At 47.1% G+C, this 26,058-nt stretch carries 24 protein-coding genes; 12 read left to right on the top strand and 12 right to left on the bottom strand.

What is annotated here, in order from left to right; translation table 11 throughout:
- Positions 1-32 precede the first annotated feature (32 nt).
- From AC6CIF_RS07770 to AC6CIF_RS07760, 3 genes are all read left to right on the top strand, one after another.
- Positions 33-551, top strand: coding sequence for an AbrB/MazE/SpoVT family DNA-binding domain-containing protein (locus tag AC6CIF_RS07770; protein ID WP_047840820.1), 519 nt, complete (start codon positions 33-35; stop codon positions 549-551).
- 126 nt (positions 552-677) lie between these two features.
- The gene (locus AC6CIF_RS07765; protein WP_498198879.1) at positions 678-1,373 is read left to right on the top strand and encodes a Crp/Fnr family transcriptional regulator; all 696 of its coding nucleotides are present in this window, start codon (positions 678-680) and stop codon (positions 1,371-1,373) included.
- 111 nt (positions 1,374-1,484) lie between these two features.
- A complete protein-coding gene (locus AC6CIF_RS07760; protein ID WP_498199201.1) occupies positions 1,485-2,288 on the top strand; it encodes a DNA alkylation repair protein in 804 nt (267 codons plus the stop codon).
- A 47-nt stretch (positions 2,289-2,335) separates the two neighbouring features.
- Here AC6CIF_RS07760 and AC6CIF_RS07755 read toward each other — a convergent pair whose 3' ends face one another.
- Positions 2,336-2,716, bottom strand: coding sequence for a DoxX family protein (locus AC6CIF_RS07755; RefSeq protein WP_498198877.1), 381 nt, complete (start codon positions 2,714-2,716; stop codon positions 2,336-2,338).
- 422 nt (positions 2,717-3,138) lie between these two features.
- Here AC6CIF_RS07755 and AC6CIF_RS07750 point away from each other — a divergent pair, with 422 nt between their 5' ends.
- Positions 3,139-3,438, top strand: coding sequence for a winged helix-turn-helix transcriptional regulator (locus AC6CIF_RS07750; RefSeq protein ID WP_026081419.1), 300 nt, complete (start codon positions 3,139-3,141; stop codon positions 3,436-3,438).
- A 104-nt stretch (positions 3,439-3,542) separates the two neighbouring features.
- Here AC6CIF_RS07750 and AC6CIF_RS07745 read toward each other — a convergent pair whose 3' ends face one another.
- From AC6CIF_RS07745 to AC6CIF_RS07725, 5 genes are all read right to left on the bottom strand, one after another.
- A complete protein-coding gene (locus tag AC6CIF_RS07745) occupies positions 3,543-4,547 on the bottom strand; it encodes a Gfo/Idh/MocA family protein (RefSeq protein ID WP_498198875.1) in 1,005 nt (334 codons plus the stop codon).
- Positions 4,548-4,615: 68 nt separating this feature from the next.
- Positions 4,616-6,274 carry a glycerol-3-phosphate dehydrogenase/oxidase gene (locus AC6CIF_RS07740; protein ID WP_498198873.1) on the bottom strand — a complete coding sequence of 553 codons (1,659 nt, stop codon included), beginning with the start codon at positions 6,272-6,274 and terminating at the stop codon, positions 4,616-4,618.
- Positions 6,275-6,674: 400 nt separating this feature from the next.
- Positions 6,675-8,162: a glycerol kinase GlpK gene (glpK, locus tag AC6CIF_RS07735; protein ID WP_498198871.1), complete on the bottom strand. Its 1,488-nt coding sequence runs from the start codon at positions 8,160-8,162 to the stop codon at positions 6,675-6,677.
- A gap of 28 nt (positions 8,163-8,190) precedes the next feature.
- Positions 8,191-8,760, bottom strand: coding sequence for a glycerol-3-phosphate responsive antiterminator (locus AC6CIF_RS07730; protein ID WP_145324730.1), 570 nt, complete (start codon positions 8,758-8,760; stop codon positions 8,191-8,193).
- A 192-nt stretch (positions 8,761-8,952) separates the two neighbouring features.
- Entirely contained in the window at positions 8,953-9,720 is a 768-nt protein-coding gene (locus tag AC6CIF_RS07725) for a GTP cyclohydrolase II (RefSeq protein ID WP_498198869.1), read from the bottom strand.
- A 323-nt stretch (positions 9,721-10,043) separates the two neighbouring features.
- On the opposite strand from AC6CIF_RS07725, the gene AC6CIF_RS07720 reads away from it, so the two are divergent.
- The 4 genes from AC6CIF_RS07720 to gntK all read left to right on the top strand — a co-directional run bounded on the left by AC6CIF_RS07720 (position 10,044) and on the right by gntK (position 14,978).
- The gene (locus tag AC6CIF_RS07720; RefSeq protein ID WP_076209655.1) at positions 10,044-11,318 is read left to right on the top strand and encodes an ABC transporter substrate-binding protein; all 1,275 of its coding nucleotides are present in this window, start codon (positions 10,044-10,046) and stop codon (positions 11,316-11,318) included.
- Between the two features lie 128 nt (positions 11,319-11,446).
- The gene (locus tag AC6CIF_RS07715; RefSeq protein WP_076320340.1) at positions 11,447-12,313 is read left to right on the top strand and encodes a carbohydrate ABC transporter permease; all 867 of its coding nucleotides are present in this window, start codon (positions 11,447-11,449) and stop codon (positions 12,311-12,313) included.
- 20 nt (positions 12,314-12,333) lie between these two features.
- Positions 12,334-13,161 carry a carbohydrate ABC transporter permease gene (locus AC6CIF_RS07710; protein WP_036612996.1) on the top strand — a complete coding sequence of 276 codons (828 nt, stop codon included), beginning with the start codon at positions 12,334-12,336 and terminating at the stop codon, positions 13,159-13,161.
- Between the two features lie 266 nt (positions 13,162-13,427).
- Positions 13,428-14,978, top strand: coding sequence for a gluconokinase (gntK, locus tag AC6CIF_RS07705; RefSeq protein ID WP_498198867.1), 1,551 nt, complete (start codon positions 13,428-13,430; stop codon positions 14,976-14,978).
- Between the two features lie 392 nt (positions 14,979-15,370).
- Here gntK and AC6CIF_RS07700 read toward each other — a convergent pair whose 3' ends face one another.
- Together AC6CIF_RS07700 and AC6CIF_RS07695 are read right to left on the bottom strand one after the other, a co-directional pair.
- Positions 15,371-15,892: a hypothetical protein gene (locus AC6CIF_RS07700; protein WP_498198866.1), complete on the bottom strand. Its 522-nt coding sequence runs from the start codon at positions 15,890-15,892 to the stop codon at positions 15,371-15,373.
- 198 nt (positions 15,893-16,090) lie between these two features.
- On the bottom strand, positions 16,091-16,471 hold the full coding sequence (locus AC6CIF_RS07695) for a nuclear transport factor 2 family protein (RefSeq protein ID WP_498198864.1): 381 nt from the start codon (positions 16,469-16,471) through the stop codon (positions 16,091-16,093).
- Positions 16,472-16,633: 162 nt separating this feature from the next.
- On the opposite strand from AC6CIF_RS07695, the gene AC6CIF_RS07690 reads away from it, so the two are divergent.
- The 3 genes from AC6CIF_RS07690 to AC6CIF_RS07680 all read left to right on the top strand — a co-directional run bounded on the left by AC6CIF_RS07690 (position 16,634) and on the right by AC6CIF_RS07680 (position 18,911).
- Entirely contained in the window at positions 16,634-16,951 is a 318-nt protein-coding gene (locus AC6CIF_RS07690; protein ID WP_498199198.1) for an ArsR/SmtB family transcription factor, read from the top strand.
- Between the two features lie 63 nt (positions 16,952-17,014).
- Entirely contained in the window at positions 17,015-17,827 is an 813-nt protein-coding gene (locus tag AC6CIF_RS07685) for a hypothetical protein (RefSeq protein ID WP_498198862.1), read from the top strand.
- Between the two features lie 124 nt (positions 17,828-17,951).
- The gene (locus AC6CIF_RS07680; RefSeq protein WP_237177487.1) at positions 17,952-18,911 is read left to right on the top strand and encodes an MraY family glycosyltransferase; all 960 of its coding nucleotides are present in this window, start codon (positions 17,952-17,954) and stop codon (positions 18,909-18,911) included.
- Between the two features lie 120 nt (positions 18,912-19,031).
- Here AC6CIF_RS07680 and AC6CIF_RS07675 read toward each other — a convergent pair whose 3' ends face one another.
- From AC6CIF_RS07675 to AC6CIF_RS07665, 3 genes are all read right to left on the bottom strand, one after another.
- The gene (locus AC6CIF_RS07675; RefSeq protein ID WP_074092669.1) at positions 19,032-19,850 is read right to left on the bottom strand and encodes a carbohydrate ABC transporter permease; all 819 of its coding nucleotides are present in this window, start codon (positions 19,848-19,850) and stop codon (positions 19,032-19,034) included.
- Positions 19,850-20,743 carry a carbohydrate ABC transporter permease gene (locus AC6CIF_RS07670; RefSeq protein ID WP_076320327.1) on the bottom strand — a complete coding sequence of 298 codons (894 nt, stop codon included), beginning with the start codon at positions 20,741-20,743 and terminating at the stop codon, positions 19,850-19,852. The genes AC6CIF_RS07675 and AC6CIF_RS07670 overlap by 1 nt, the downstream gene beginning before the upstream one ends.
- 138 nt (positions 20,744-20,881) lie before the next feature.
- The gene (locus AC6CIF_RS07665; protein WP_498198860.1) at positions 20,882-22,225 is read right to left on the bottom strand and encodes an ABC transporter substrate-binding protein; all 1,344 of its coding nucleotides are present in this window, start codon (positions 22,223-22,225) and stop codon (positions 20,882-20,884) included.
- A gap of 472 nt (positions 22,226-22,697) precedes the next feature.
- Between AC6CIF_RS07665 and AC6CIF_RS07660 the strand changes: the two genes are divergently transcribed.
- Positions 22,698-23,729, top strand: coding sequence for a LacI family DNA-binding transcriptional regulator (locus AC6CIF_RS07660; RefSeq protein WP_036667984.1), 1,032 nt, complete (start codon positions 22,698-22,700; stop codon positions 23,727-23,729).
- 391 nt (positions 23,730-24,120) lie between these two features.
- Here the strand turns inward: AC6CIF_RS07660 and cydC are convergent, their stop codons facing one another.
- Positions 24,121-26,058 carry a thiol reductant ABC exporter subunit CydC gene (gene cydC / locus AC6CIF_RS07655; protein ID WP_498198857.1) on the bottom strand — a complete coding sequence of 646 codons (1,938 nt, stop codon included), beginning with the start codon at positions 26,056-26,058 and terminating at the stop codon, positions 24,121-24,123.

The following is a 26,058-nucleotide window of genomic DNA, read 5'->3' as shown; positions in this document are numbered from 1 at the left end:
TTTTTAATTGTGAATATTGCGGGGGAGATGCGATGAAAAGAACCGGAATGAAGAGATCTCTGGACCGTCTTGGACGAATTGTCCTTCCCAAAGAAATGCGGGATACGATGGAAATCCATATCGGCGATCCGCTTGAGTTTTTCATTGAAGGGAAAGAGTTGATTTTAAGAAAGTACAAATCAACATTATGTATTTTTTGCGGTGATGTAGATACGGAAATGTATTTCAAAGAACAATTCATCTGCCGGACTTGTGCAATTCAATTAAAACACCCGGATGACTCTCCCGACTGGTTCGTACCTCAGAACAAACAGGCTCCTGCACCCGTGGAGCGTCCTGCTTCCAAATCCGCCCCAGTCTCATCTCCCGCTAGGGAAGAAGGGACCACAGCTGACAACCAAGAATACCCGGACCTGCGGCCGAAGACGGCACGTATGCTGCAACAGATGAAAGAAATTGTTGAACAGAATCCCGGTTTGGCTCAACAGCAAATTGCGGAAAAGCTTGGCATCAGCCAAGGACGCGTCTCTCAATTAAAAAAGTTACTATAATTAAAATGGCATTTGATCATTTATAGTCAGAAGACCTTCCGATCAGGAAGTCCCGCTGCAAGAGAACCCGTTGTTTTTCGTGGGTTCTTCTTTTTTTATATTCATATTGTTATGGAAAGGAGTTCTATGGATAAAATTCTGTATTTATCACAATTCGACCTCATGTCCTCCTTGTCCGAGGCAGACCTGATTGAAATGGATGGGATGACTTCTATTACGACCATACCCAAAAACAGACAGATCCAGACACCGGATACGTTTACAGAAGGTTTCTATTTTGTAAAAAGAGGAAAGGTTCGTTTATATACTTTAAATCCGGAGGGCAAGCAGTTCACTCTCGATATTTTGACGGAAGGTAACGTGTTTGGAGAAATGAACGGAATCTCACTCGGAACACGTGCTGTTTATATCGAAACGATGGAGGAGTGTGACATTTGCCTGATGAACAAACAACGTTTTGAACAGTTTCTGATTGAACATCCACAGTTTATGATGAGACTGATGAACGTACTAAGCGAGCGGATCAAACGAATGAGCGACTTGACACAGACGCTCGCACTCGGAAACCTGCATGAAAAGGTGATACATAATCTCTTCCGGCTGGCTGAACAGATGGGATGGATCGAAGAAGATGAGTACTGCCGGATTCAACTTGGGCTTACCCATCAGGAGATTGCCTGGATGGCAGGAGCCACACGGGAATCGGTTACGATTGTCATACAAGAGTTAGCAAGAGCAGGCCGTATTCGTACCGGATTCAAATCAGTCTCCCTTCATCGTGACGAAATCACTACCCTCCGGAAAATCACTGCCCACTTGTAAGATGCCTTACATCCCTGTTCTCCAGCAAGTTGTACTATATAACTCATGATGTTATACAACCAAGGAGGAATACTGTTGGATGCTAAGCCAGATCTATTTATCCCTGAAGACATTCTTCTTCGCAAAGGTGCCCGTAAAGCAACGGAAATCCCAGAGCATATCCGCAATGGGCTGCAAGCAGGACATATTGAATCGGTTAATTTGACCGAATGGCTGGCTGTAGATCATGTTTCTCTTTTTCAGAAGGTTACCCATGAATGGGGAATGGATGCCGAAACCAGAGCAATTACAGAGCAGTTAACACAGATGGATGAGCAGCGGATCATGAAAATCATCCCGACCATAGCCATGCAATGGCTTGATCTGTTGAAACGTCCATCAGTCAATGAACAAACGAATCTCTTTCGTTCCATTGCAGAGCATCGTTCAGACAGTGTTCGCTGCTGGGCGGCTTATATCATTGGGCTGGATTCCGGTCTGAACCTGACTGAAAAGTTGGAGCATATTCGGCCCTTTGCAGCAGATCATCACTTTGGTGTGAGAGAAATTGCCTGGATGGCTGTACGGGAGTCCATCTCTGCCGAATTAGCCTCAGCCTTGCAACAATTAATCCCATGGAGCGTTGACCCTGATCCACTGATCCGTCGATTTGCCATAGAATCAATCAGACCTCGTGGCGTCTGGGCCAAGCATATTCAGGAGTTAAAAGAAAATCCGGCCATGGCCCTTCCCTTGCTTGACGCAGTAAAATCCGATGCCCATAAGTATGTACAGGATTCGGTAAGTAACTGGCTGAACGACGCCAGCAAGACCAATCCAGAGTGGGTGCGGCAGGTCTGTGCCACTTGGACTCAGCAGTCGGATACACAACATACACGGCGAATCGTTACACGTGCCACGCGAAGTATTACATAAAAAAGATGACCACCGCTCACTGGCAGTGGTCATCTTCTGTATAACACTTACGCCTGAATCGCGTCCATCTGGCCTTCTTCTTCCGCTTCCAATCTGCGCATGCCCACAATCAGGACAATGATATTAGCTACCAACAACACAGCCGGGAACGGAACAGCAGCGTATTGTGCATAGATCAGATGACTTCCCACGGCCCCAATCAGAATGAATGTCAGTATGCCAGAAGCCAGGATGCGAGTACGTGGAATCAGCAATCCTACTGCACTAAGCAACTCCGCAGCGCCGAGCAGATACATCGTCCATGTCGGATAAGAGAAACTCTCGAAGGTCTGAATCATCATGTCCGCCCCACTAATCTTGTTAAACCCCGTCATGACAAACACACCTGCAAGAATAACCAGAAAAATATATCCCAAAATTTTGTTCATATGTAGATCCTCCTGTAACAAATTATATGTTCCTACTATGTAATGATTATTTTTGCTGCACATTGTAAAAAAAGAATCTATGTAAAAGCTCCCAAAGGTCACTCTGTTTTCAACCGTTCAGCCCAGTTCAATTTTCAGAATAGTACGCGTTCATATTATACGTATTATTTATCAGTAACTTACTTTTATGAAGTTAGTATATAATAATAATATAATTTCTTCAAGTAATTTTTCGCAGTATGATGTATAATACATACAAAAGGTATGTTACAGTATATTTTGTAGTAACCCTCATTTACTTGGATGTCCTATATTCTTAAAGCGGCAGAAATCATGTCCTTTCATATACAACTTGAAGAAAATACTTATGAATCGAGGTGAACACGTTGAAGCTGAAAAAAGTAAAAGCACCAAGTCCCTGTATGATCACTCAAGCCATAGACATCATAGGCAAGAAGTGGGTACTGTTAATCATGTACCAACTGTTGTCCGGACCCAAGCGGTTTACGGAGCTTGAAGCAGAGATGGCGATCAGTGGACGACTTTTATCGGAGCGACTGAAGGAAATGGAGACGGAAGGTATCGTAACCCGGCACATGTTTCCCGAGATACCTCCCCGTGTAGAGTATGAATTGACACCGAAAGGCAGAGCCATTGAACCTGTCATTGATCAGATCTACAGTTGGTCATCGGACTGGTTGAAACAGCAGAAATCCGAGTAGTTGAATTGCTACTTAATAATCTCTACTCAACACAAATACGCCTGAATCAGGCTGATCTGCGGATCATTCCCTGATTCAGGCGTATTTATATTACCTTCAACCTTTTAATGAGAGAGATGTTTTGAAGGCTGAAGCTGTACCGGCAGACCGGAACCTGCCGATGCCAGCGCCGCCGTCGTAATCTCCTGTGTACGGCAGGCATCCGCATAATCGGACAGAATTCGTGAACGGTCTCCCGTACGCAGGGCGTGAATGAACGCTTCATTCTCACGCTCGTATGGGTTATGTCCTGCCGGAATCTCCAGACCTGCCATCGCATGTTTTGCGGCACTTGGCAGAAGCAAACGTTCTGGCGTCCAATCCCACACACCTGCATCCGTGTAGAACTGGAGTCCTGCGCCGCCCTCTCCGTCTGGCAACAGACATGTATTGGCGATACTGGCAATCGCTCCACTTTCCAGCTTGAGCGTCACATTTGCCACATCGGCTACGGTCACATGCTCATGCTTCTCATGCATGCTTCGCTGAGCTGCTACAGCATATACCTCCGTAACTTCTCCTGCACAATACCGAAGCAAGTCTACAATATGTGTAGTCTGCTCTACGAATTGTCCTCCTGAACCGTCCTGACGCCGCCACCAGGCGACCCCTGGCATTCCGCCCATCCAGCGGCCAAGAGCCATGCCGACCGTCTGTTCTTTCATCGCTTGCTGCAGAACCTGCGCAGCCTCCTGATAACGGAAATGGTATCCTACAGAGGTTAACAACCCACTCTTTTGCACCTGATCCAACACCTGACGCGGAACATCCATTCCGGTGCTCAACGGTTTCTCCACCAGGAATGGAATACCGCGGCGGATTAATTCGGATTCAATCGATCCGTGAGACATCGGAGGCACACAGATATACACCGCATCCAGCTTCTCACCATCCAGCATATGTTCAAGTTCCCCGTAACCAACAGCATCATAAACGGAGGCCATAGCCTCTGCCTTTTCGAGCGATGTTCCACAGACACTCGCAACACGAACACCTTCCATCCGTGCGAGAATATCCGCGTGTACCTTACTGAACCAGCCTGTTCCAATGATTCCGATCTGTAATGTCATGGATGTAATCCCCTCTCTATGTTACACGCTTACATGTTCCATTCGACTCTCGATCTTGAAATCCTGCCTCAGATTTTGCCGGATGCTTCCAGCAACAGCTGATCCAGTTCCTGTGTATGTTTAACCTCTTGCTCTTCAGACCAGTCCAAACGACCTGCCATATACGAGATAACTGCTGCTTTATAGCGACGAACTTCATCAATACGGAAGAATAAATCACCTGTTCTTCGTACCAAAAAGTCAGATGGGGTTGCAGCCATCTCTTCATCAATCGCGTAATGTAGCATAAGCAATAACTCCTGTGGCATGCCATGAAGCTCGGACTTGGTGCGTGGATCGGGCATTCGCTCATACAGTGCCTCCACATTGGAACCATACGTGCGAACCAGCCGCTCCGCAGCCGGTCGGGCAAGCCCCAAGGCAACACCATCCTTGATCTTGCGCTCCGCATACGATACAAATCCAGAAGATCCCCCTACATCACCGCCGGAGATGGGCATCTTCTTCGTTACACAAGGGCCTATGGAATGCCCACTCTCGTGCTCCATCTGGCGCGCGACCAGATCAACAACCATCTCGGCCATTTTACGGTATCCGGTTAACTTGCCCCCGGCAATCGTAATCAGGTTGGAATCGGATACCCAGACTTCATCTTTACGTGAAATTTCGGAAGGATTCTTGCCTTCCTCATGAATTAGTGGACGTACACCCGCCCATCCGGATTCCACATCCTCGGTACCAATGTGTACATCTGGAAACATGCCATTAACTGCATCAATCACATAATCGCGATCCGAGTCGGAAATTTGCGGGTGTGCAGGATCATCCTGATATACGGTGTCGGTTGTACCTACATAGGTTTTGCCATCACGTGGGACAGCAAACACCATTCGACCATCTGGTGTATCAAAATAGACGGCCTGCCTCAATGGGAATCGTTCACCATCAAAGACCAAATGAATGCCTTTGGTCATCTGCAGCGTTTTCCCCTGGCGCGAACCGTCCAATTCCCGCAGACCGTCTACCCATGGACCGGAAGCGTTGATCACCTTGCTTGCTTTTAGCGTATATATCTGCCCATCGATCTGATCCGTAGCTTCAATACCTGTAATCTTGCCATTCTCCTTCAGGAAACCTTTCGCCTTGACGTAGTTCACTGCCTGTGCCCCGCGTTTGACGGCTTCTTTCATAACTTCTATGGTGAGCCTGGCATCATCAGTCCGGTACTCCACATAGAGTCCACCACCCAACAACCCCTGTTTGCGTAATAAAGGTTCACTATCTGACACCGCTCCAGCATTCAACATTTGGCGCCGTTCACTGCGCTTCACCCCGGCGAGCCGATCATACACCATCAGTCCAATGGATGTGCTGAAGCGGCCGAACGTACCAGCCGTATAGATCGGTAACAACATCGGTTCCGGTGTGGTCACATGTGGCCCATTTTCATAAACTACAGCCCGCTCCCGTCCTACCTCAGCAACCATCTTCACTTCATATTGCTTCAAATAACGCAATCCGCCATGGACAAGTTTGGTCGAACGACTGGATGTACCTGCTGCAAAATCCTGCATTTCTACAAGCGCTGTCTTCAATCCACGCGAAGCTGCATCCAATGCAATCCCTGCGCCTGTAATCCCTCCACCAATAATTAATACGTCAAAATGTGCATTCGCCATGCTTTGCAAATATTCGGTCCGGTGTGCTGACGAGAACGTTTCTGTCATTCTTGAACCTCCTATTGATTTTCTCAATTTTTCCGTAAAAAAACAAAAAAAGGACCACGTCATTCGCTCAGCAATTGCTGAGCGGCACGTGGTCCCTCCCGATCTCCAGACATCATTTTTTAACTTGTGCCTTTATCCTATCACAGATTTTTGACGGCGTGAAGTCCTGAAATGACACATTATTCAAAAAAAATTCAAAAAGTTGTTCTGCCAAAGGATGGAATTTCAAATGAATCCACTAACCTTGTTTTTTTCCTTATAGTGGGTGTATATTCCGCCTTCCCTAGGAAGAATAACCCTGTAAATCATGCATCATTTTCCACCAGTAAATATCATTTATAACATATGTTTAGTTAAAAAGTACAAATACCCACACCAAGAAATATTCATTTCATTTCTTTTATTTAAAAGCCATTGCTGCATTCACTGCACACTTCCAGCCTGTATACAGTTCTGTCCGTTGTTGCTCAGCCATAACTGGATGGAAGACACGCTCCGTATTCTCATGATCGGCCAATTCATCCGCGTTCGTCCAATACCCCACCGCCAGACCTGCCAGATATGCCGCACCCAATGCAGTGGTTTCGTTCACTGTAGGTCGTTCGACAGGAATGCCCAGAATATCACTCTGGAACTGCATGAGAAAATCATTAGCCGCCGCCCCGCCATCGACACGCAGAGCATGCACGGGAATACCCGAGTCGGATTCCATCGCCTCCAGTACATCTTTGGTCTGATACGCCAACGCCTCAAGCGTAGCACGGATAAAGTGTTCCTTCGTCGTGCCTCGGGTCAGGCCAAACACCGCACCCTTAACCTCACTATCCCAATACGGACTGCCCAGTCCCACAAATGCAGGTACCATATAAACACCGTCTGTCGAAGGCACACGTGAGGCGTAATCCTCGCTATCTTTTGAAGAGCGAAGCATCCTTAATCCGTCACGCAGCCACTGAACCGCTGAACCTGCAACAAAAATGCTGCCTTCAAGCGCATATTCAACCTTGCCATTCATCCCCCAGGCAATCGTTGTAATCAGTCCGTGATTGGATTGTACCGGGTTCTCTCCCGTGTTCATAAGCATGAAACAACCGGTACCATATGTATTTTTCATACTGCCCTTGGTGTAACAGCCCTGACCAAACATCGCTGCCTGTTGATCTCCTGCCGCTCCCGCAATCGGAATCCGATGACCGAAGAAATGATAGTCTGTTGTGTGTGCATACACCTCGGATGAACCCCGTACCTCTGGCAGCATGGCCTTAGGAATGTCGAGGATATCCAACAATTCGTCATCCCATTGCAGATCATAGATGTTATAGATCAGAGTACGTGAGGCATTGGATATATCCGTGACATGTGTACCCCCGCTCAGTTTCCAGATCAGCCAGCTATCAATCGTGCCAAACAGCAGTTCACCCTTCTCTGCCCGCTCCCGGGCACCAGGGACATGATCCAGAATCCACTTCACCTTTGTTCCCGAGAAGTAGGGATCGATCAATAATCCTGTTTTACGGCGGAAAAGGTCCCCGAGACCTTGCGTCTTCAATTCTTCACAGATCTCTGCGGTCTGTCTGGATTGCCATACCACTGCATTATAGATGGGTCTGCCTGTTTCTTTGTCCCATACCACAACCGTCTCCCGCTGATTCGTAATTCCAATTCCGGCAATCTGGACAGGCTTAATTCCGCTCTCTGCCAGACATGAAGCCATCACAGCAAGAATGGAACTCCAGATTTCGTTGGCATTCTGCTCTACCCAGCCCGGTTTGGGGAAATATTGAGGGAATTCCTGCTGTGCAATGTGCACAATCTCCCCGCCGTGGTTAAATAGAATGGCCCGGGAGCTCGTCGTTCCTTGATCCAGAGCCAAAATATATTTTTCCATACAGACAACCTCCTGTTGTGGGTTCTTTTTAAGGTGTAAGCGATTTCTCAAAGTGTCGGATCAGCTCTGCGTTGGAAGTGGTCACTGCCGTTGCTCCGACGCCAAGCGCAAGTTCAACCTCTTCCGGTGAACGGATCAGTCCCCCCGCAATAATGGGGATACCTGTACGTACAGATACTTCCGCAATAATATGCGGAATGACGCCAGGTAGTACTTCAATATAATCCGGTTGGGTTTTAGCCAGCAGCAGATAACTTTTCTCCAGTGCATGGGTGTCCAGCAGAAAAATACGTTGTATGGCTGTAATTCCCTTCTGCTTCGCCTTTTGAATTACACTTGCCCTTGTAGAGATCAGTCCTGCCGGGCGAATGTGCTGACACAGATACTCTGCCGCATACTCATCGTTTTTCAATCCCTGTACCAGATCTGCATGCAAAAGTATCTTTTTGTCATACCGCCGCGCCTCGTCCATTACACTCTGAAGCTGTGCAATATGCGTTTCCAGCATCACCCCATAGGTATAAGGGCCTTCAATCATCGCTTCAAACTGCTTCATGCTCTTTGCAGCCGGCAATATACGTTGTCCCTCAAATGGCACCTTGGTTCCTCCCGCATTCATCAGATGCCTATATTGTATAATCCGCACTGCAGGAACGGCAAGCCATTCCGTGAATCAGGAAAACCTGATCGCTACCCTATCATCCATAGCAAAAAGCCGCTGCTGTACTTCTCCTTAACGGAGAGTACTACAACGACTAATCCACTAATCGATTACGTCTATTAATAATGATTAACCCTGCGCATGCGGAAGCAGCGTCTCTGCCCCAGCCCAACCATCACTTTCTTCCAAATGACCGGAACGGTTCACTTTCGTTTGCAGATACTTCTCGTTAAAAGCAGAGCGATCTCCCCATAGTGGCACACGTCCACCCACATTTAATCCCGCTTCCTGCAAAGCAGCCAGCTTCCGTGGATTGTTGGTGATCAATGTAACCGGTGCGGAGCGAAGTGCACGCAGCACAGCAATCGCATCGTCATAATTACGAGCATCGTCCGTGAATCCGAGCTGTAAGTTCGCATCTACCGTATCCAGACCTTTTTCTTGCAAAATGTACGCCATGGCTTTGCTGAACAGACCAATGCCACGTCCTTCATGGTTGGCAAGGTAGAACAGTGCGCCCGCTCCGTGAGCGGCGATCATTTTCATGGATTGCTCCAATTGGAAGCCACAATCACAGCGTTTGCTGCCAAAGATGTCGCCTGTATGACAGATGCTATGCATCCGAATCAGCGCTTCTTGTGCGTCGGCAAAGTCACCGTACACCAGAACACTGGATTGTTGACGCTCTGCCAGTTCAGCCTCAGCAAGAGATTCGATTAACTCGCCGCTCTCCATCGCTTTGTCCGATTTCATCCAGCTGTACCACTGGAATGTCTTGGTCTCCCCATCGAGGTTAACCGGGAGTTTGATTGGTCCCACCAGGTATATGAACTCTTTTCCACTCGGAAAAGTCTGAATTTTGGGGGCAAGCAGTTGAATAATATGTGAATTGATCATTGTCGTTCCTCCTGTTTAGGCCAACTTGTATGTTGATTGATTCGCATCCAGCGTGAAATTGGATCACTTGGATGTTATATAGTACGTATCTATATTATTCTCATCATCATTAGTTACTTTATGTAAGTTAGTTTAGAATAAAAATTATAATGTGTCAAGTAACTTTTATTTTTAAAGTAACTACCCAATTTATGTTACGCAACGGACACAAATATGTGTTTCATTTCGGGAATATTGGGTATGAGTTTATAAACTGCTCATACACTAATGTTGTAGTCCAAAGCACTTCATGCCTCGAACTTAACGATGAGGGGGTAATACACATGATCCGCCGGAAAAGAACATGCTGGACAGCCATACTGATGGTCTGCGTCCTGCTCATAAGCGGATGCTCCATCTGGCCCGGACAGGACGATTCAGCGAACAACAAAAAGGTAGCGCTTACATTATGGTACTGGAATCGTTCCATCGATGATAAGTTGATTGCCAGGGCTAAGGAAAAGTTCCCCAATATCGAACTGACAGCTCAGAAAATCGGCGGTGATTTCAAAGCAAAACTCAAAACAACACTCGCTGCACGCTCAGGTGAACCAGACATTGTAGCATTGAACGACTGGATCATGGAGCTATTCCCCAGTGAGGACCGTTTCTATAATCTGTATGATCTCGGCGCAGGAGATATTGAAGACCAATATCTGCCGTGGAAATGGAAGCAAGGCGTTACGCCAAGTGGACAGATGATCGGGTTCCCGATGGATACCGGACCAACTGCCCTCTTCTACCGAGAAGATCTGTTCAAGGAGGCCGGATTGCCATCTGATCCCGAAGACGTTACACGCCAGATCAACAGCTGGGATGCATATGCTGCTGCCGGAGAACAGCTCAAGGAAAAATTCGGAGGCAAGGTTTTTCTAACCGACAATATTGCAACCGTTTACAATCAAGTCATATCGCAGTCTGCGGAGCGTTATTTCCGGCCGGACGGGTCCTTTATCGGCATGGATTCCCCTATTGTGGGCAAGAGCTGGGATACGGCCGTTGCTTTCAAAGAGAAGGGACTGCTAGCCAATGCAGATGGCTGGACTCCAAGCTGGAACGCCGCGATGAATAATGGCGAAATCGCCTCTTTCGTGGGCGCTGTCTGGATGAAACAAGTTCTTCAGGAAGCCGCTCCGGACACCTCCGGGAAATGGCGGGTCGCTCGGGCACCAGGGGGAGATGGCAACAACGGGGGATCATTCCTGTCCATCCTGAAGTCGAGTGAACATCCTCAGGAAGCCTTCGAACTGGTTCGCTGGCTGCAAAGTCCCGAAAATCAACTGGAGCAATATCAGACACTGAACCTGTTCCCTTCTGCACCAGGTGTGTTTGATGATCCTGCCATGAAAGAAAAAGAACCTTTCTTCGGTGGACAGGCGACAGGGCCTGTATTTGCCGAATCGGCACAGGATGTGCCGAATGCTTTCTTTGGCGAAAGATACCCATCCGTACACAACATTATCACCCGGCGGCTGAATGATGTCGCGAAGCAAAATGCCGATCCACAGCAGGTCTGGACAGATACAGTACACCGCGTCGAGCGGGAATTGCAGCGTTAACCTGAACAACGTGTGGTTTCGTTATCCGTAAAGGAGGAATTCATATGGCTGTAACTGAACCTCGTCTTACTCCCGATCCCGGAAATGCAAGACCTGATCTGGATCGGCAGAAGTCACTGTGGGCCAGAATGTGGGAGCATCGTGCACTTTATGTTGCGATATCGCCGTTTTATATTCTGTTTGCGGTATTTGGGCTGTTCCCGATTGGGTTCTCACTCTATCTGGCTTTTCATAAATGGGATGGCATCGGTATCATGACGTTTAACGGACTCAACAATTTCAAATACATGCTGACCGATGCCGAGTTCTGGCAAGCCGTGGGCAACACGTTCATGATCTGGATCTATTCGACGATTCCGATGCTCTTCTTTGCCCTGATTATTGCCTTTTTGCTGCATGCACCATTTGTGAAGTTCCGTACCCTGTTTCGGGTCGGTTATTTTCTGCCAAACGTCACATCCATCGTGGCGGTAGCCATTATCTTCGGTGCTTTATTTGCCAACAATTATGGCTTTCTCAATTATCTGTTGCAGTCGGTCGGGCTACCGGTTGTGGAGTGGCTTAATGCACCATGGGGCATCAAAGTTGCGATCTCCTCCATGGTAGTCTGGCGCTGGACCGGATATAACGCCGTCATCTATCTGGCCGGACTTCAGAGTATTCCGCAGACATTATACGAAGCGGCCAAGATTGACGGCGCATCAGCGATACAATCCTTTTTCCGAATTACGATTCCGATGCTGCGTCCAGTGATCCTGTTTACGGTCATTACATCAACGATCGGGGGTATGCAGCTGTTCACCGAGCCTCAAGTATTGGTAGGTAATGATGGCGGCGCTGGTGCAGCAGGCATGACGATTGTACTCTACCTCTACCGTGAATCCTTCATTAACAATTACTTCGGATATGGCGCTGCCGTTGGTTGGGGCATGTTCCTCATTATCGCCCTGTTCTCGATTGTGAACTGGAAGCTTGTTCAAGGCAAATCATCCTGATGTGATAAGGGGGAGCGCACATGGCGACCAAACACCTCAAATCGCTGGTGTTGTATACCGGTCTTATCGGGGGCATGCTCATATCCATGTTCCCGTTCTATTGGCTGATTGTAATGTCTACCCGGACAACGTCCGATATCTACAAGTTTCCACCCCAGCTCTGGTTCGGTGGCGAATTGTGGAATAATATTACGCGGGTGTTGCAGCAGATTGACTTCTGGGGAGCTTTTCTGAATACGTTGTTTGTGTCGGGCCTCGTGACCATACTTGTACTGTTTTTTGACTCACTGGCGGGATTTGCGTTTGCGAAGTTTGAATTTCCCGGCAAAAAGTGGCTCTTCATCCTGCTCCTCGCGACCATGATGGTACCTTCTCAGCTGTCGCTGGTGCCTTCCTTCGTGCTGATGGCAACGTTCGGCTGGGTCGGTTCCTTCAAAGCCCTTATTATTCCGGGCATGGTGAACGCCTTCGGCATCTTCTGGATTCGCCAATATGCCACAGAGTCGATTCCGAACGATCTGCTGGATGCAGGCCGCATCGACGGCTGTAATTTCTTCCGACTCTATTGGAACGTGGCGCTGCCAATTCTGCGACCTGCCTTTGCTTTCCTCGGCGCGTTCACCTTCATCGGCGTATGGAATGATTATCTGTGGCCTTTGATCGTCCTGACGGATGAACGCAAATACACGTTGCAGATTGCATTGTCTCAATTAAACGGACTGTATAACACAGACTATGCCATGGTCATCGCAGGTACACTGCTCGCGGTCATTCCGCTTATCGTCATGTTCCTGTTCATCAGCCGCCAGTTTATCTCGGATATCGCGGCAGGGGCGGTGAAGGACTAAGATTGTGGCATTTTGATCCATCCCTCAAGTCTGATATTCTTATCTATAGTTGAAATAACAGATGCCATATAAGTTGGATGAATGGCGCCACGTGCGCGGAGGGGACAGAAAGGGCCTGAAGAAATGGAGTTAAAAGCTTTCCAGAGGAAAGCTACTTCGAAAGCATATGCTTCGCATTTACGCGATCGGAAGGCTTTCTGTACCCGAAGTGTTAACGTGTAACAGCATTCATTTCACTTATATATTCAAGAAAGAGGGATGACAAAATGGCTTCTTCACCCTATATGATCGGCGTAGATATCGGCACGACCTCCACCAAGGCCGTCTTGTTCGAACAGAACGGAACCATTGTGGCTCAAGGCAGTGCCGATTATCCGCTGCACACCCCCACACCTGCGATTGCGGAGCAGGATGCGGAAGATATTTTCAAAGCAGTCATCGAATCCGTTAAACAGGCCACGTCCAAAGCGGGAGTGAAGCCAGAGGATATCCTGTTTGTATCCTTCAGTTCGGCCATGCACAGCATTCTGCCTGTCGATCAACACGGTACACCGCTGATGCGGGCCATGACATGGGCAGATAATCGCAGTGCTGAATGGACCGAAGTACTCAAATCGGAGATGAATGGTCACGAAATCTATCTGAGAACAGGTACACCGATTCATCCGATGTCCCCACTCACCAAGATCATGTGGCTCACCCGGGATCAACCGGAACTGTTCCAACAGACGCACAAATTCATATCCATGAAAGAATATGTTTTCTATAAATTATTTTCTGAATACGTCATCGACCACTCGATGGCCTCTGCCACCGGACTCATGAATCTGGAGAAACTCAACTGGGATGCAGAAGCGCTCCATGTAGCGGGTATTACGCCAGAACACCTGTCCCGATTAGTACCGACCACCCATGTACTGAAACAGGGGTTGAACCCGGAGTACGCCAAGGAGATGGGCATTGCGGACACCACACCGTTTGTTATCGGTGCAAGTGATGGTGTACTCTCCAATCTGGGCGTGAACGCCATTGATCCAGGCGTTGTGGCCGTGACCATTGGTACCAGTGGAGCGATTCGTACAGTCGTAGACAAACCGGTGACCGATCCAAAAGGACGCTTCTTCTGTTATGCGCTCACGGAGGATGCCTGGGTCATTGGCGGACCAGTGAATAACGGCGGTGTTATTTTCCGCTGGATTCGGGACGAGTTTGCGGCTTCCGAGGTGGAGACCGCGAAACGACTTGGCATTGATCCGTATGAAGTGCTCACTCGTGTTGCTGAGAACGTACCTCCGGGTTCGGAAGGTCTCTTGTTCCATCCGTACATGACAGGTGAGCGGGCTCCGCTCTGGAATCCGAACGCACGCGGCTCGTTCTTCGGCCTGACGCTGCACCATAAGAAGGAACATATGATTCGCGCTGCGCTCGAAGGTGTGTTGTTTAACTTGTACACGGTCATGTTGGCGATTGAAGAAAAGATCGGTCGGCCGAAAAAAATCCAGGCAACAGGCGGCTTCGCCCGCTCTGAGTTGTGGCGTCAGATGATGGCGGATATTTTCGATCAGGATGTCATCATTCCCGAAAGTATCGAAAGCTCCTGCCTCGGCGCTGCTGTACTGGGCTTGTACGCTCTTGGCCGCATCGATTCCCTGAGCGCCGTCTCCGGCATGATTGGATCAACGCACCGGCACCAGCCTGACCAGGACAGTGTCCGCGTCTACCGGGAACTGCTGCCGATCTTCATCCGCATCTCCCGTAAGTTTGAAGAAGAGTATGCGGATATTGCTGCTTTTCAGAATAAGACGATGCAGGGGTAGGGAAGGCGTGGGATGTTACACGTCGGAGGGTCAAAACGTTGAACATGGAATACGCTAACGAATCGTAGACGTCTTATTTGAAGCTTTTAGCATATTTTCAAAATCTAACGAACCTGAGCCACCTTATATCGGCTTTCATGGGCACAAAACTGCAAAATTTCTGAACATGTAGCCTTTTAACGTGTCTGTGGTTCGTTAGAAAATTACTTCTGCCAAATATCCTCAATAGCGCGTCACAGGTTCGTTAGAATTAATACGAGATGCCGTAAGTTAAAGAGGCCCACCCCGCCATGGTTATGTCCATATGGGAATGGGCTTTTTTTCATGCACAGACTATATAAACTCTATTTAGAATGGACCAAATTTATCTCTCAGCTTCTTGGAGCTTCCCTTTATGTTCTATTAAAGTATCCAGGGGCCGCCACAGCAACCGTCCTAAAATAGAAAAATCTCTTTTCCAGTTCCTGATTCTCTGGCGTAAACTCGGTCAGAAACTCAACTGAATTCATCATTTCTTCGGTCATCACGCTAGGTCTCCACAAAGCCAATTGGATGTCTTTGAAAATAAAAGAAAATCCCAACTCCGCATCGATGTCTCGAGTATATGGTGTCTTACTATCTATTAGCTTAACGAGATCATCAGCCTTTGTTCGAAAAACATCAATATTATCATATGTAAGGACAACATCAGATTCATCAGGTGGATAATCGTGTGGATTAGTTACTTCAATGAAATAGAGTTTATGTCCCGAATCATACTCCATTTGGTTGTAGAGCTGACTAATCTCCGGGGTGATGCACTCAATGATCTCTTCTACCTCTGGTTTACTCATTCCCAACTTAAATGGTCCAATACCGACCATGGGTATGACCTCTAAAGGTTCTATGACGTTTCGTTTCCCAACTTCGTTCATGTAGTTCACTCCTCTTTATTCCAATAAAATAAGAATTATAACGTTCATCTCTATACTCTAATCCTACCCTATAAAGAATGATTGAGCACGTTGGGTATAACAAAACCCCACAGCATGAAAAAGCGGTGGAGTTAAGGTTTCCTATCTTTTATTGATTCAGATTTCTAACAACTATAGAACTGAAATCCTAGATTTTAATTACTGATTATACTTGCTGAACGCATTCTGGTCGGCCTGTACATTCTCCAGATACACAATCTGTCCCTCATCATTTACACGTGCGATATCGATGCCTGCTTTGGCATAGACCGTTCCGTCTGCCGCTTGTCCGCATACCGCCCAGTTCGTTTGGTAACTGCCGTCGGGCTGTTGCACCCACGCATCCCACATATGTTTTACATCCTTATTGTATTCGTAGAAAGCTTTCATAAAACCATCGAATCCTGTTCGGCTGGTGCCGTTAAGCACAATCTCTGCGTCCGGTGTAAACAGGGACAATAAATCCTGCATGGCTCGCTCATCTGTACGTGAAGCATCAAATAAACGGAAATAGTTGTTCAACAGTGTAGTGGTACTCATTTATATTCCTCCTGAAATAAAAAGCCGTTTTCCAATCTTTCAGTTCGAATATTTTCGAACTATTGAAAAGAAATGTATCATACTTCTTATACTCCCCGCAAGGTATAGTTCGATATTTTTCAAACATTGAAAGACAAAGCCGATTATGCTAACGTCATAGATATGAGAACTCCAACGATACCTATGGCTTCGGAATTGAAGTTGACCACGGTCTGCAATGCATTGGGTGATCCGATCCGCATGAAAATTGCACACTGTCTGGCCAGTTCTGGCGAGAAAAACTGCTCCGCCTTCGAAGTAGACCATATTTCCAAATCCACGTTGTCCCATCACATCAAAATTTTACGTGAAGCTGGCGTGATCCAGCCACGCATTGAAGGTAAACAGCACTTTTATTCCCTACGAAAGGAAGAACTAAACACACGTTTTCCAGGACTAGTCGAGATGATTCTGAATACATCCGCGGAATACGCACATTAAGCAGGTCTGAGATAGAAGAATCACAATGATCATAATCGCAATTCGGATACAGGAGGCTCAACCATGGACAAAAAAGCGGCAAAGATACTGCTGAGCACGTTCTGGGGAGGCGGCGGTTGGAAAACAACCTCTCTACCCTTCTCTGGGGAGGAATTTGAATATGCCAAAAGCAAAGGTGTTATGTTCGATCCACTCACGATCACGCATGACGAGATCGTCCAGCGTCTATACGACATGCATCAGGATGACTCGTTTAAAGAACGGGTGATTTCGGCCTTTTTACATAGTCTGTCCACCAAAAAAGTCTATCTGCGCAGCGCATTATCCAGCTGGGCTTTAACATCGAACATGCCTTTACACACCTATGCGGAACGCCCTGCCCTTCACCCTAACACCAGTGCCTGTGGGGATTGTAACTTCCTGCGTTTGCAGTCAGACAAGGAATATATCAACGTCGACTTAAACGTCCTGAACTTTGAACGGATCAAATGGGGCGGCGTGCGTCACGGCTGGCTTATCTATTGCCTGATGGATTTGGAATTACTGCTTCAGGACAACGATACAAACTATGAAGTAACTCCTGAAGACCAAGCCATCCTGATCAACCTGCTTGAAGCAGCTCAGACGGAAGACCCCAAAGACAGTGCTCGCTCACTTGAGAAAAAGTGGAAGGATCTCTTCCCTTCCAGCAAACAGGAGCGAGATGCCCTGCTGGAAATCTGGGCGGCAGCCGACATACTGGCTCCTGGAGATAAACCGAGAAAACGCAAAGGTGGTTCCAGTGATTTTGTCTTTGCAGCAACCTGGCAAGGTGATGATGGCTATCATGCAGAAGCCGTAAAACATTATTTCGGCTCCTATCTTCCTCAAATGTGATGATAAAACCTGAACTTTTGCTCACCTTTGCGTACGTCTGGTTACAATAATGACATCGACAGATTTCCTGTTTAACTCGTATAATAAGGGGAAATTGGTAGATGGGAGTGAAACAAGCGAGTTTATGGTATATATACTGGCTTTTATAGTGTCTTTTGCTGTCGTGGTTCTGCTTATTCCGCCGCTTGGTCGACTGGCTCACCGGCTCGATTTTGTGGACAAGCCTCGGGAAGATGTGGAGCGTAAGCTACACAGGCAACCGATCCCGCTCACGGCGAGTTACGCGATATTTACTGGATTTTTCCTGACATACATTGCTCTGACGAAAGAAATCACATGGGAAACAGCGGCTCTGGTCGCTGGTGGTATGCTTCTGCTAACGATTGGTACCGTCGACGATTGGTACAAAACAAAAGGCAAAGATTTTCCTGCCCTGCCCAAAATGCTCGTACAGGTCTCTGCGGCAGTACTCGTATTTGCTTCTGGCATTGCGTTCACCGGATTCGTGAATCCCTTCAACGCGGAATATGTCATGCTTCCAATCTGGCTGCAATTCATTCTCACGATCCTGTGGATCTTCGGGGTGACAACCGTCATCAACTTCTCGGACGGCATGGACGGACTGGCTGGCGGATTATCGGCCATCTCGGCAATTACCCTGTTCATCGTGGCCCTTGCCAAAGGTCAAACTGATTCCGCACTCATGTCGATCATTCTGGTCGGGGTAACGATTGGTTATCTGAAGTACAACAAAGCTCCTGCCAAAGTGTTCATGGGTGATGCAGGCGCTACGTTCCTTGGCTTCATTCTGGCGGTTATCGCTCTGGATGGTGCATTCAAACAAGCAACCATGTTGTCCATCTTCATTCCGATTCTGGCGCTCGGTGTACCGATCTTCGACAACATCTTTGTCGTTATCAAACGTTTCATTCAAGGTAAAGCGATCTATCAGGCCGATGCGAGTCAAGCCCATTATCGGTTGCTGCGTGCCGGATTGAATCAAAATCAGGTGGTGGGTGTGCTGTATCTAGTCAGCACATGTCTGTGTCTATCCTCCATTATTCTGATGTTAGTGGAGTTATAAAACCAAAATAACGATGAAAATAATAGAAGCCACCTTCATTGCGTTGAGGGTGGCTTTCTTATGATATTTTTTGGATCGCTTGCCTTTTTTTCTTTTCAGTTAAAGCGGAGTGATTCTAACTTACGATTTAACAGCCCCTGCCATAGCACCTCCAACAATGAAACGTTGCAAAGCAACATACAGGACAACCAGTGGCAAGGTAACAATCAGAATGCCACAGGCGAGCAGCGGCCAGTTGTTCATGTACTGTCCATAAAATGTAAAGAGTCCTTTGGTTACCGGCTGATAATTCGGATCAGATAAATAAATGGTCGGCCCGATAATATCGTTCCATACACCAATCGCGGTAAGAATAATACCTGTTGCCAGGATTGGTTTCATTAACGGAACAAGGATGGTGAACAGATACCTTGTATACCCGCACCCGTCCATGGCAGAGGCCTCATCCAGTTCACGCGATATTGATTTGATATAACCCACAAACATGAGAAAGGCAATGCCCGTACCTGTCGTCTTCAATAAGATGTACCCGATTTGGGTGTTGTAAAGACCCAGATTATTGATCAGGGAAAACTGCGGAATGAGCGGGTTGGGAAGGTACATGGAAATCAGAAAGAAAATATAAATGAGTGTGCTGAATTTAACATATCTGCGTGCGAGCGGGAATGCAGCAAATATAGATAAAATCAACGTCAGCAGGGTGGACATCCCTGTATAGAGCACACTGTTCCACATATACTGAGAGAAGTTCCCTTTGTTCCATGCTTCGGAAAAGTTCTCAAGCCGGATCCCTTCAGTAAGAGCTACAGGATCGAGCAGATACTCTGTCTGTGTCTTCATGGATACATTGAACAGATAGAATAGAGGGAAAACGTACAACGCAAGCATGAGCAGAACGATAACGTAGCTGACCATTCTGGACGTTTGGCTCTGTTTCATTACGCTTCCACCTCTCTTCTGCGAAGGTAAAATAAAGCGACCATCGATATGGTAAATACAAAGAGGAACTGAATCATCGCAACAGCAGAAGCCAAACCGTAATCAGCCGTTCCTGTGCCAAATGCCGTAGCATAAACATCAAACGCAAGCGTCGTTGTATTGAACTTGCCGCCTGTAAGTACATAGATAATATCAAAGGTTTGCAATGCCCCTATGATAGACAAGAGCATGTTAACCGTGAATGCAGGAGCAATCATGGGGAATGTAATGTTCGTAAATGCTTTCCACCCCGAAGCACCATCCATGTAACCCGCCTCATACAGATCGCTCGGAATGGACTGCAGACCTGCAAGAAAAATCGTCATGGAGTAACCCATGTACATCCAGATTTGAACAAAAATAATCAGCTCAAAGGCGATATTATAATCGCCAAAAAAGTTGGAACTGGTACCAAAGAAATTCAGAAAGGACTGGGCTGGTCCGCCCAGCGGATTTGCAACGAGTTGCCAAATGAGTCCAGACACAGTAACCCCCAGCACCACTGGCAAAAAGAATACTGCGCGATATAATTTATCGCCTCTAAGCTTTTTATTGATCAAAATTGCTATAAACAAACCCACTGCATTTTGTATGATCACAACAGCAAACGCAAAGTATAAGGATCGCCCAATAGCATCCATTCGGTCTCCAGCATTGGATGCACCAAAAAATGTTTTATAGTTTTCAAAGCCGATAAAGCTCCATTCCTGGCCCCGAACACCAGTAGCATCTGTAAACGAAAACAGTATCGTCACAAGTGATGGACCGAAGCCAAACACAACATAAAGTAACAACGGAATGCTCAAATACAGATAAGGAATCAGTCTTGCCTTACCTTTCCCAAACGGATACATCATCCTCACACCTTTCATGGGGTGAAACTAAGACATAAGAAAACCGGAATAACAGCCTTGTCTGGCCTGAAGGCTCAGACCCGAGCGCTATTCCGGCGCATGCGGCCAACTTGTGCCATGAATATGAATGATTATGAATTACTTTGGAGCAGCAGCATCCCAGTCCGCTTGGGATTTACCTGCAAGCTCTTCCGGTGTTGCAATCGGTCCGGCTGGCTTGAGCATCTCTGCGTGAACGCTGGCCTCAGAAATGTACTGTCCTACATTCTGACGGTTAATGAACAACTGATCCCAAGATAGTTTAAAGTCCTCCAGGTAAGGCTGAATGCCTTGGATAAACTCACTTGTCATCTCCACATCAGGCTGTGTTGGCAGGAAGCCGGCTGCATTCACAAATTCCGTGTAGTTCTCTTTCTCCGATAACATATCAAGCCATTTCATTGCGTAATCCTTGTTCGGTGAGTTATCCACCACCATCCAGGTCATATCGTATTTACCCGCCAGATTTTTGTTCTTGGCTGCATCATTGCTACCTGGAATTGGGAAATATCCAAACTTCAGATCAGGGTTGGCCGTTTGAATTGTTGTTGCATCCCAAGTGCCGTCAGCAATCATAGCCACCTTGCCTGTAGCGAACAAACTGGGCAATGTTCCGTAGTCAATACCCATGAAACCAGGCATTGCATTGTTCATCAGATCCTGAGATTTCTGCAAGACTTCAAGTTGAACCGGATCAGTCAGCTTGGTTTCACCTGTCCATAGACCTTTGATATAAGCAAGCTGATCTTCATGAATAGAGGCCTGAAGCCCTTGCACCGCAAGACCTATTGGCCATACATCTTTACCCGCCAGACCCAGCGCTTCGACACCATTGTCTTTGAACACTTTGATAACATGTTGCAATTCATCCCAGGTTGTAGGGATTTCCAGATTATATTTTGCGAAGAGTTCCTTATTGTAGAACAGTCCTGTGAATGCCACCTTGCCCATGTTTACACCGTACACCTTATCGTTATATGTCATTGCGTTCTGTACATCCGATTCATTGTAGTTTTTGATAAAAGATTGATCGGACAGATCACTGATTAACCCGGCATCGATCCATTGCTTCCACATCGGATCAGCAGCACCACTGGACCATTCCTGCGGAGCGCCTACAAAGCTTGATTTGAGTGGAATGATATCCACATCCCCATTACTTCCGGCGTTCATCCGTGTTTGCATCAACTGATCGTAAGTCGCGTCTGCCGGAACGGTAGTATACTCCACCTTTACGTCCGGATATTTCGCTTCAAATTTCGTATTAAACGCTTTGATGTAGTTGTTAATATTCTCTTGCTGCCAGTGAATGATCTTCAAGGTAACTTTTTTGCTGCTGTCTGTAGCCTGAGTTCCTTCTGATTCCGAAGAGCTGTTACTACAAGCGGCGAGCACACATAATAAAGCGGTTACAAGTACAATGGCTAACGTCATTTTCCTCATTTTCGTTGTCCCCCAAATTTTTGAATTAAATCTACGAAATTAGTTTCGTTAATTTCACCCTTATTATGACTTCAGATCTTTATTTTGTAAATAGTCATTTTGTTTTTTTGATTTCCATGCTCCAAACCGCCTGATAAAAGCTTTATTTATTGCTGTATACGTTGAAATCAATGTAAACTTTACGATAGTTACGAAAGTTACGAAACACAGCACATGACATAATTTCATATACAGCCCCAGAAATGGACTCAAAATCTGTAAAAGAATTAAGATTACGAGCTAAATTTCGTCTTTATTTTCGCAACAAACATCCTTGATCACTTCAAACCGATGGATGCATATCATTTCAAGTGTGAAACCCTCTCTCTGCTGTTGACTCTCCGGTCTATGTAGCATAGAATACTTGCAAGAAAGCGAAAAAACCGATACAGCCCCAGTTTGCGAAACCAGTTTAGGAATCCGAGGGATGTTTATGAATATCAAAACGATAGCGAGTTTAGCCGGCGTGTCTGTAGCCACGGTGTCCAAAATTATCAATAACTATCCAGATATTAGCGAGGAAACGCGCCAGCGTGTGCTTAAAATTATGGAAGAGACAGGCTATCGTCCATCTTCTTCAGCCAAAACACTTGCAACCAAAAAATCCAGCCTCGTTGGCGTTGTGTTTGCAGGGAAGCTGAACGTGGATTTCAGCCACCCTTTCTTCGTACAGGTTATCAATGCGTTTAAGAAACAAATTGGCTTGCTTGGATACGATCTACTCTTCTTCTCGAATGAGAAGTTTCTGGATCAGGGTGAGGACTACTTGGCGAGATCCAAGTATTTTCAAGTGGATGGCTGTATTATTATTGCGGGGGATGAGGTCGAGAGCAGCATATTCGACCTGGATGCCAGCCCGATTCCTTGTATCGGAATAGATATCGAGCTAACAGGACAAAGCTCCTGTTACATCATGTCCGATAACGATAAGATCTCAACCAAAGTTGTAGAACAATTTTATATGAACGGTTATCGAGATGTTGGTTTTATCGGGCTGGAGCGCGCCTCTCTTGTGATGCAACAGAGAGAGATGGCTTTCAAACGTTCACTAAATCAGTTTAGTCTTGATGAAAAGCCCGAGTGGGTTGTGTACAGCAAAGATTATGCCGCAGCGGATGGATACGAAGCGGCCAAGAAAATGCTCGCCTGCAAGACTCTGCCACGTGCCGTGTTTGCAGCCACAGATCTACTTGCCTTTGGAGCTATTCGCGCCTTTAAGGAAGTGGGGTTACGCATTCCAGAAGATATAGCAGTGGCAGGTTGTGACGACATCGAAGCCTGCCGTTATACCGATCCACCGCTCACAACCGTCAAGCAGGATACGGACAAAATTGGACGCCTTGCTGCCATGATTCTGTTCGATCTGATGAACAAACAAATGGATAATCGTTGCATTAAAGTAGAGCCGGAACTGGTTGTGCGTCAATCCTGTGGTACAGCCATGCTGCTGGCACAGGAAATCTGAGTGTTAAGTCCTTGGGACTGGCTGCTGCAGATCAATTCACATCATAGACGTAGCGATTTTTAATACTATATAAATTGAACTAAACATTTACACGAGAACGTAGAGGACAGAAATAACCTGAAGAAGTGGAGCGTTCGCCTTTATCACCAGATTTTCTCCTTTGTAAAGCCGAATATAAAAAATCTGGGGATAACAGCGATCAGAAGGTTGTTCTGTCATCGGAGTGGCAAGTGTAAATATTCTTTAGTTCAATTTATATAGTCCACACCAGGAAGCAAAAAGGGGATGTCCCATAAGTCATGAATATGACAGGGGACATCCCTTGTTGTGTTATTTTGTTTTAATGAACCTGAGACACGCTATTCGCTTCCATTTGCCGAGAAAGTTCCTGCTATCTGGAAGCGGCAGTAGGCAGCTTGCCCTCTACTGTCTGCAAGTCAGACCATCCGGGTCGATCAAGTTCGATGAGACGGCGGTATCGCTCTTCCCCAGCCAGCAATTGTTCGTGAGAACCCTGCATGGCAATCTTTCCATTTTCCATAAAAATAAGTTCATCCATCTGTTCCGCACCAATCAGGTGATGGGTGACCCAGATCATCGTTTTGCCTTGCAAGCTGTCCAGGATAGTCCGCATCAGTTCGCGTTCCGTCACCGGATCAAGCCCTACGGTTGGTTCATCCAATATAATAACAGGTGTCTCCCGAAGCAGTACCCGGGCCAGAGCGATCCGTTGCCTTTCCCCACCAGAGAAACGCAGCCCCGTCTCCAGCATCGGTGTATCATATCCCAGCGGCAAGGATTCGATCAGACCGGATAACCCTACTTGGGCGGCCACCTGACGAATCTCCTCATCTGTTGCATGTGGACGACCAATCCGCAAATTATTGGCTACCGTGGTGTCGAACAGGTGAGGACTCTGATTCAACACTGCGATGACATCAGTGACACTCTCACCCAGGATCTGCACAGGCATATTATTAATATGAACTTTCCCCGCAGACGGAAGTAATACCCCCTGAATCAGCTTCAACAATGTCGATTTGCCGCCGCCGCTTCGTCCAAGAATAGCCAATCGTTTGCCTTGTGGCAGATGAAGGGATACGTCCTGTACAGCGTAGGAATTATCTGCTGCATAACGGTAACTTACGCGATTAATCTCGATGTCTGCTCTGAGTTTGGGTGGAATGCGAAGACGAATTCGTCTGTCCGGGATAACATTCGCAGCTGGCAAGGACTCGGATGGCTGTCCAGCCATCACGTTGCCGTTATTTACTACAGAGATCAAGTCGCCCGTTCCATCCGCATCACCGGCTCCATTCTGCAACGGAAGATGCTCTTTCCCTTCGAGCTGTTTCAAGCGATCCAGCGATTCCCGGTACTGTGGAAGATGCTCCACAGCATCCCCTACAGGCAGAAGTGATTCCGTAAGTGGAAATAACACCAGTACAAAAGCAGCAATCATCACGGCAGGTAATTGCCCGACAGAAGCGGCGTTCCCGGCCCATAACGTAACCGATAATACCATCAGGCCAATGACGCACTGGGCCATCAGATCACGCCAGCGTGTCCAGCGCCGCAACTTGCGACGAACCGCGTCGACCTGTTCTTCTGCCTCTTCCTGCTGCTGAACAAATTCGGCCGCTCGTCCACTTGCAAGCCAATCTCCCAGTCCAAGCACACCGTCAGTCAGACGGGTATACAACCTGCTGTTTTCCTTTTTTAGCCGTATACGCCATTTCCACGTCACTTTCAGCGAGATCGCAGGTAACACGGCAACGAGAAATAACATATACAAGCCCATCCACACCGCAAATCCCAGATCAACACTGCCAAAAGCAATCACAGCCCCACCGTACATCACGAGCGCCGTAACCGCAGGGAAGACTGTACGCAGATAAATATCCTGCAACCGCTCCACATCATCGGCCAGTGCTCCGAGTACATCTCCGGTCTGCATGCGAGACCGCAGGAACAGGGCCTGTGGCTCCAGAATGCGATATAACTTCACCCGTTGATCGGCCAACACCCGCAGTACGGCATCATGTCCTGCCAATCGCTCGATATATCGAAAGACAGCGCGGAATATCCCAAATGCACGTACACCAACAATAGGTACATACACCATCAGAATATTTTCAGGACGCAGCGCAGACTTGGAGATCAGAAATCCGGAGGTGAACAGCAGCAGTACCGCACACAAGGCAGCGCATGTGCCCAGCGCAATGACTGCGATGAATCTCCAGCGGTACTGTGCCACATACGGAGCGATCCAGCTATTTTTTTCTTTTCCGTTACGGACGGTCTCCATATGCTCATATCCGGACTTCAT

Source organism: Paenibacillus sp. GQ49 (assembly GCF_059759055.1).
Note: the sequence above shows the minus strand (reverse complement) of the source record. Positions and strands in the feature narration are given on the sequence as shown.

Coding starts and splice junctions, on each gene's coding strand:
- AC6CIF_RS07695 (WP_498198864.1), bottom strand. CDS start 16,471: ATGAGTACCACTACACTGTTGAACAACTATTTCCGTTTATTTGATGCT.
- AC6CIF_RS07765 (WP_498198879.1), top strand. CDS start 678: ATGGATAAAATTCTGTATTTATCACAATTCGACCTCATGTCCTCCTTG.
- AC6CIF_RS07680 (WP_237177487.1), top strand. CDS start 17,952: ATGGTATATATACTGGCTTTTATAGTGTCTTTTGCTGTCGTGGTTCTG.
- AC6CIF_RS07710 (WP_036612996.1), top strand. CDS start 12,334: ATGGCGACCAAACACCTCAAATCGCTGGTGTTGTATACCGGTCTTATC.
- AC6CIF_RS07690 (WP_498199198.1), top strand. CDS start 16,634: ATGAGAACTCCAACGATACCTATGGCTTCGGAATTGAAGTTGACCACG.
- gntK (WP_498198867.1), top strand. CDS start 13,428: ATGGCTTCTTCACCCTATATGATCGGCGTAGATATCGGCACGACCTCC.
- AC6CIF_RS07660 (WP_036667984.1), top strand. CDS start 22,698: ATGAATATCAAAACGATAGCGAGTTTAGCCGGCGTGTCTGTAGCCACG.
- AC6CIF_RS07675 (WP_074092669.1), bottom strand. CDS start 19,850: ATGAAACAGAGCCAAACGTCCAGAATGGTCAGCTACGTTATCGTTCTG.
- AC6CIF_RS07700 (WP_498198866.1), bottom strand. CDS start 15,892: ATGAACGAAGTTGGGAAACGAAACGTCATAGAACCTTTAGAGGTCATA.
- AC6CIF_RS07725 (WP_498198869.1), bottom strand. CDS start 9,720: ATGATCAATTCACATATTATTCAACTGCTTGCCCCCAAAATTCAGACT.
- glpK (WP_498198871.1), bottom strand. CDS start 8,162: ATGGAAAAATATATTTTGGCTCTGGATCAAGGAACGACGAGCTCCCGG.
- cydC (WP_498198857.1), bottom strand. CDS start 26,058: ATGAAGTCCGGATATGAGCATATGGAGACCGTCCGTAACGGAAAAGAA.
- AC6CIF_RS07665 (WP_498198860.1), bottom strand. CDS start 22,225: ATGAGGAAAATGACGTTAGCCATTGTACTTGTAACCGCTTTATTATGT.
- AC6CIF_RS07685 (WP_498198862.1), top strand. CDS start 17,015: ATGGACAAAAAAGCGGCAAAGATACTGCTGAGCACGTTCTGGGGAGGC.
- AC6CIF_RS07745 (WP_498198875.1), bottom strand. CDS start 4,547: ATGACATTACAGATCGGAATCATTGGAACAGGCTGGTTCAGTAAGGTA.
- AC6CIF_RS07770 (WP_047840820.1), top strand. CDS start 33: ATGAAAAGAACCGGAATGAAGAGATCTCTGGACCGTCTTGGACGAATT.
- AC6CIF_RS07750 (WP_026081419.1), top strand. CDS start 3,139: ATGATCACTCAAGCCATAGACATCATAGGCAAGAAGTGGGTACTGTTA.
- AC6CIF_RS07740 (WP_498198873.1), bottom strand. CDS start 6,274: ATGACAGAAACGTTCTCGTCAGCACACCGGACCGAATATTTGCAAAGC.
- AC6CIF_RS07715 (WP_076320340.1), top strand. CDS start 11,447: ATGTGGGAGCATCGTGCACTTTATGTTGCGATATCGCCGTTTTATATT.
- AC6CIF_RS07720 (WP_076209655.1), top strand. CDS start 10,044: ATGATCCGCCGGAAAAGAACATGCTGGACAGCCATACTGATGGTCTGC.
- AC6CIF_RS07755 (WP_498198877.1), bottom strand. CDS start 2,716: ATGAACAAAATTTTGGGATATATTTTTCTGGTTATTCTTGCAGGTGTG.
- AC6CIF_RS07670 (WP_076320327.1), bottom strand. CDS start 20,743: ATGTATCCGTTTGGGAAAGGTAAGGCAAGACTGATTCCTTATCTGTAT.